This window comes from Streptomyces sp. BPTC-684, assembly GCF_030028635.1.
In the GTDB taxonomy this organism is placed as follows: Bacteria; Actinomycetota; Actinomycetes; order Streptomycetales; family Streptomycetaceae; genus Streptomyces; species Streptomyces noboritoensis.
On sequence record NZ_CP124863.1, the window covers coordinates 578,736 to 585,000 of the forward strand.

Consider the following 6,265-nt stretch of genomic DNA (forward strand, 5'->3'; position numbering starts at 1 on the left):
GCCGGGGCACCGATTCGTCGACTAGTCGACGAGCGCCATCTCGCGCGCGGTGTTGTTGAAGCTGCGCCCGCCGTCCTCGGTGACCGTCACGATGTCCTCGATCCGTACGCCGAACCGGCCCGGCAGATAGATGCCCGGCTCCACGGAGAAGCACATGCCGGGCACCAGCGGCTGCTCCTCGCCCTCGATCATGTAGGGCGGCTCATGGGTGGTGACGCCGATGCCGTGGCCGGTGCGGTGGATGAAGTACTCGCCGTAGCCCGCCTCTTCGATCACCGCGCGCGCCGCCCGGTCGACGTCCTGGCAGGCCGCTCCGGGCTTCACGGCCGCGCACCCGGCCCGCTGGGCCTCCCGTACGACGTCGTGGACGCGCTGCTCCTCGGCGCTCGGCTCGCCGACGTGGACGGTACGGGTGGTGTCCGAGCCGTAGCCGTGCTTGAGGCCGCCGAAGTCGAGGACGACCATGTCGCCGCGCTCGATGGTCCTCTCGCCCGCCTCGTGGTGCGGGTTGGCGCCGTTGGGGCCGGACCCGACGACCGTGAAGTCCACCTGCGAATGGCCGAACTCCAGGAGCAGCGCGGCCAGATCGGCGGCCACGTCCGTCTCCTTGCGCCCGGCGAACCGGACCTTGAGGATCTCGCCGTACGCCTCGTCCGCCGCCGCTCCGGCCGCCTCAAGCCGCGCCAGCTCGTGCGCGTCCTTGACCGCCCGCAGCATCGGGAGCGCCTCTGTGAGGGCCGTGTAGGACGTTCCGGGGAGCTTCTGCTGCAGTCCGAGCAGATGCATCGCCCAGGCGTTGTCGCTCACGCCGAACCGGCCGTCCACGTCCAGCAGGGGCGCGGTCACTCCGTACGGATCGGTGCCGTCGGTCCAGTCCCGCAAGGTGAGTGCCGAGGCCCCGGCGGCACGCTCGGCGTCCGGCGCCTCCAGCTTCGGTACGACGAGGACCGGTTCCTGCCCGGCCGCCAGCACCAGCACCGTCAGCCGCTCGGTGATCGCGGTCGGCTGATAGCCGGTCAGATAGACCAGGTCGGGCCCGGGTGCGACGAGGACGCCGGCAAGTCCCGCGTCGGCGGCGGACTCGGCGGCGCGGGCCATCCTGGCCCGGTAGTCGTCGGCGGTGAAGGGCGCGGGAGCAGGTGTAAGAGGCATGGGCCCCATCCTGCCCGTACGCCACCGGGCACGCGATCGGGACGGCGGAAAAACAGGGCCGCTGCCCGGGCACCGGTCAGGCGCCTTCCTGGCTGTCCCCCACCAGCCGTTCCAACAGCTCCTGGAAGTCGTCGCCGACGACGATCCGCAGGCCGTCGCCCTCGTCCTCGCGGTCGCTGAGCTGGGTGAACGTTCCGTCGCGCCACCAGTAGACGAACGGGCTGATCGCGCCGGGCGTGTCCTCGAAGCCGGACGCGGCGAACGACGCCATGGCGTTGAGCGCCGGGATCATGCCGGAGTCGCGGATCACGTGGAACGCGAGCTGGTGCCGGAACGGCATGGCGACCAGGGCGCCGTCCGGCGTCAGTTCGCGCCCGGTGAGCCGCGGCACCAGGGCGTCCAGGGCGAGCACCCGGCTGGCCGTGTAGAACGAGTCACCGACGACCACTTCGAACCGCATGCCGTCCTCGCCCTTGACGCTCTCGTGCGACTCGACGGGCAGCTGTTTGAGGTTGCGCAGGGCCTGGGCGCGCAGGTCGGGCAGGCGGCCGAGGGGTTCCAGCGCCTCGTCGGTGAGCATCATGACGCTCTCCGGCAGGTCCAGGGCGAGGATCTCGTAGAGGCCCGGTGCGATACCGCGCGCGTAGCTGAAGGTCTGCGGGTCGAGCCCCGCCTCGCTGATCACCCGGGGGTAGAGCTGGGCACGGATCTGCTCGGGCGGCAGGGTGTCGAGGGCGGAGGGGCCGTCCATGGTGCGCAGCACCATACCGACGTGCCGACGAATCAGTTCCGGCCACACACGGGGTCCGCGACGGTCGTTGTGACAGACCGCCGCGAGGTTCGCGAGGCCGAACCGGCGATCACTGCTGTCCTTCACGGAGTCCGCGTAGACGGTCACCTCCAGGCCCTGCTCGGCGAACGCCTCGCGCACCTGGGCGCGGAACCGCGAACCCTCGTCGCCCGAGAAATAGCCGAACTCCGCGTCCCGGGGCGCGTCGCTCCGGTCCCGCTTCGGCCCCCGTCGGAATATCCCCACGTCAGCTGCCTTCCGTCACACGGGTCACACGGTAGCCCCGCGGTAGATCTCAACGCCGTTCCCACGCCCGGTGAAGGCCGAGCCTACCCAGCGCCCATCCGACTGACGACAAGATCCGCACGGTCCCGGCCACCCGCCACCACGCGCGCGTTGGCCTCGTCGGACTCCCTGACCCACCGTTCGGCGTACGGGCGCGCCTTCCCGTACCGCACGTGCCGCTCGACGAGCCTGCGCACCCGTTCCTCGCCGTCGATCTCCAGGAACCAGACCTCGTCGAGCAGCGACCTGACCGGTGCCCAGCCGCCCTGGTCGTGCAGGAGGTAGTTCCCCTCGGTGACGACGAGCGGGACGGCCGGATCGACCGGGATGCTCCCGGCGACCGGCTCCTCGATCGAGCGGTCGAAGGCCGGCGCGTACACCACGGTGCCGGGCTCGGGCGTCCGCAGCCGGGCGAGCAGCGCGGCGTATCCGGCGGCGTCGAAGGTGTCCGGGGCGCCCTTGCGGTCGACGCGTCCGAGGCGGACGAGTTCGGCCTGGGCGAGGTGGAAGCCGTCCATCGGAACGAGCACGGCCTGCCCGCCGAGCCGCTCCACCAGCCGTCCGGCCAGCGTGGACTTCCCGGCGCCGGGCGCCCCGGCGATGCCGAGCACGCGCCGACGGCCGGGGACGGCGAGCAGCCGGGCGCGCTCGACGAGACGATTCAGCGCAGCGGTTTCCGCGGCGGTCTCGGCAGCGATCTCCATGCCGGGCATTGTGCCGGGCACTGTCTCGTGGCGGCTTGGCGCCCCGACGGTCATACGTATAACCTCGTGCCATGTCCCATATCGCCCTGATCACACTCGTCGTCCGCGACTACGACGAGGCCATCACCTTCTACACCGACGCCCTCGGCTTCGAACTGGTCGAGGACACCGACCGCGGGGACGGCTCCCGCTGGGTGGTGGTCCGCCCGCGCGGCACCGGCACAGCGTCGCTGCTGCTGGCCCGCGCCAAGAACGAGGCCGAGCGCGCGAGCGTCGGCGCCCAGACCGGCGGCCGGGTCGGCTTCTTCCTGTACACCGAGGACTTCGCGGCCGACCACGCCCAGATGACCGCGGCCGGCGTCCGCTTCCTGGAGGAGCCGCGCCACGAGGTGTACGGATCGGTGGCGGTCTTCCAGGACCTTTACGGCAACCGCTGGGATTTGCTCCAGCCCGCGTGAGCGTCGGCATTCGGCGGCTGATTCGGTGCCGGATTTGGCGCCTGAACGCAGAAAAGCCCCGTACCGGTAACCGGTACGGGGCTTTTCCCAAAATTTGTTCGGCGGTGTCCTACTCTCCCACAGGGTCCCCCCTGCAGTACCATCGGCGCTGAAAGGCTTAGCTTCCGGGTTCGGAATGTAACCGGGCGTTTCCCTAACGCTATGACCACCGAAACACTATGAAATTAACGAAACCGGGCAACAACACGGCCGTTCGTTATTTCAGAACTAACACAGTGGACGCGAGCAACTGAGGACAAGCCCTCGGCCTATTAGTACCAGTCAGCTCCACCCCTTACGAGGCTTCCACATCTGGCCTATCAACCCAGTCGTCTACTGGGAGCCTTACCCACTCGAAGGTGGTGGGAGCCCTCATCTCGAAGCAGGCTTCCCGCTTAGATGCTTTCAGCGGTTATCCTTTCCGAACGTAGCCAACCAGCCATGCCCTTGGCAGGACAACTGGCACACCAGAGGTTCGTCCGTCCCGGTCCTCTCGTACTAGGGACAGCCCTTCTCAAGACTCCTACGCGCACAGCGGATAGGGACCGAACTGTCTCACGACGTTCTAAACCCAGCTCGCGTACCGCTTTAATGGGCGAACAGCCCAACCCTTGGGACCGACTCCAGCCCCAGGATGCGACGAGCCGACATCGAGGTGCCAAACCATCCCGTCGATATGGACTCTTGGGGAAGATCAGCCTGTTATCCCCGGGGTACCTTTTATCCGTTGAGCGACGGCGCTTCCACAAGCCACCGCCGGATCACTAGTCCCGACTTTCGTCCCTGCTCGACCCGTCGGTCTCACAGTCAAGCTCCCTTGTGCACTTACACTCAACACCTGATTGCCAACCAGGCTGAGGGAACCTTTGGGCGCCTCCGTTACTCTTTAGGAGGCAACCGCCCCAGTTAAACTACCCATCAGACACTGTCCCTGATCCGGATCACGGACCCAGGTTAGACATCCAGCACGACCAGAGTGGTATTTCAACGACGACTCCCCCTGAACTGGCGTCCAGAGTTCACAGTCTCCCACCTATCCTACACAAGCCGAACCGAACACCAATATCAAACTGTAGTAAAGGTCCCGGGGTCTTTCCGTCCTGCTGCGCGAAACGAGCATCTTTACTCGTAGTGCAATTTCACCGGGCCTATGGTTGAGACAGTCGAGAAGTCGTTACGCCATTCGTGCAGGTCGGAACTTACCCGACAAGGAATTTCGCTACCTTAGGATGGTTATAGTTACCACCGCCGTTTACTGGCGCTTAAGTTCTCAGCTTCGCCTGGACGAATCCAAGCTAACCGGTCCCCTTAACGTTCCAGCACCGGGCAGGCGTCAGTCCGTATACATCGCCTTACGGCTTCGCACGGACCTGTGTTTTTAGTAAACAGTCGCTTCTCGCTGGTCTCTGCGGCCACCCCCAGCTCACGGAGTAAATCCGATCACCGGTGATGGCCCCCCTTCTCCCGAAGTTACGGGGGCATTTTGCCGAGTTCCTTAACCATAGTTCACCCGAACGCCTCGGTATTCTCTACCTGACCACCTGAGTCGGTTTAGGGTACGGGCCGCCATGAAACTCGCTAGAGGCTTTTCTCGACAGCATAGGATCATCCACTTCACCACAATCGGCTCGGCATCAGGTCTCAGCCTTAACGTGTGACGGATTTGCCTACCACACGGCCTACACCCTTACCCCGGGACAACCACCGCCCGGGCTGGACTACCTTCCTGCGTCACCCCATCGCTTACCTACTACCACCTCGGGTCGACGGCTCCACCACTTTCCTTTCCCCGAAGGGTCCGGAACGGCTTCACGGCCTTAGCATTAATGGATTCGATATTGGGCGTTTCAAAGCGGGTACCGGAATATCAACCGGTTGTCCATCGACTACGCCTGTCGGCCTCGCCTTAGGTCCCGACTTACCCTGGGCAGATCAGCTTGACCCAGGAACCCTTAGTCAATCGGCGCACACGTTTCTCACGTGTGTATCGCTACTCATGCCTGCATTCTCACTCGTGAACCGTCCACCACTAGCTTCCGCTGCGGCTTCACCCGGCACACGACGCTCCCCTACCCATCCCAGCCCCCGTTGGGGGTACATGCTGGAATGACACGACTTCGGCGGTACGCTTGAGCCCCGCTACATTGTCGGCGCGGAATCACTTGACCAGTGAGCTATTACGCACTCTTTCAAGGGTGGCTGCTTCTAAGCCAACCTCCTGGTTGTCTCTGCGACTCCACATCCTTTCCCACTTAGCGTACGCTTAGGGGCCTTAGTCGATGCTCTGGGCTGTTTCCCTCTCGACCATGGAGCTTATCCCCCACAGTCTCACTGCCGCGCTCTCACTTACCGGCATTCGGAGTTTGGCTAAGGTCAGTAACCCGGTAGGGCCCATCGCCTATCCAGTGCTCTACCTCCGGCAAGAAACACACGACGCTGCACCTAAATGCATTTCGGGGAGAACCAGCTATCACGGAGTTTGATTGGCCTTTCACCCCTAACCACAGGTCATCCCCCAGGTTTTCAACCCTGGTGGGTTCGGTCCTCCACGAAGTCTTACCTCCGCTTCAACCTGCCCATGGCTAGATCACTCCGCTTCGGGTCTAGAGCGTGCAACTCAAACGCCCTGTTCGGACTCGCTTTCGCTACGGCTTCCCCACACGGGTTAACCTCGCTACACACCGCTAACTCGCAGGCTCATTCTTCAAAAGGCACGCAGTCACGACGTTGAGTACAAGTACTCAACGCGACGCTCCCACGGCTTGTAGGCACACGGTTTCAGGTACTATTTCACTCCGCTCCCGCGGTACTTTTCACCATTCCCTCACGGTACTATC

4 protein-coding genes and 2 rRNA genes (1 of these 6 running past the window's edge) are annotated in these 6,265 nt (G+C 64.6%); 1 reads left to right on the forward strand and 5 read right to left on the reverse strand.

What is annotated here, in order from left to right; translation table 11 throughout:
• Positions 1-21: 21 nt before the first annotated feature.
• From QIY60_RS02605 to QIY60_RS02615, 3 genes are all read right to left on the reverse strand, one after another.
• Complete coding sequence (locus tag QIY60_RS02605) at positions 22-1,152, reverse strand: aminopeptidase P family protein (protein WP_283140927.1); 1,131 nt, start codon at positions 1,150-1,152, stop codon at positions 22-24.
• A gap of 76 nt (positions 1,153-1,228) precedes the next feature.
• Complete coding sequence (locus QIY60_RS02610) at positions 1,229-2,188, reverse strand: hypothetical protein (protein ID WP_283140928.1); 960 nt, start codon at positions 2,186-2,188, stop codon at positions 1,229-1,231.
• An 83-nt stretch (positions 2,189-2,271) separates the two neighbouring features.
• Positions 2,272-2,931, reverse strand: a complete 660-nt coding sequence (locus tag QIY60_RS02615) for a nucleoside/nucleotide kinase family protein (RefSeq protein ID WP_283140929.1) — start codon at positions 2,929-2,931, stop codon at positions 2,272-2,274.
• Between the two features lie 71 nt (positions 2,932-3,002).
• Between QIY60_RS02615 and QIY60_RS02620 the strand changes: the two genes are divergently transcribed.
• Entirely contained in the window at positions 3,003-3,389 is a 387-nt protein-coding gene (locus tag QIY60_RS02620; protein WP_283140930.1) for a VOC family protein, read from the forward strand.
• Between the two features lie 96 nt (positions 3,390-3,485).
• Here QIY60_RS02620 and rrf read toward each other — a convergent pair.
• A 5S ribosomal RNA gene (gene rrf, locus QIY60_RS02625) occupies positions 3,486-3,602 on the reverse strand.
• 78 nt (positions 3,603-3,680) lie between these two features.
• Positions 3,681-6,265 (reverse strand): 23S ribosomal RNA (locus QIY60_RS02630); it runs 540 nt beyond the window's last position.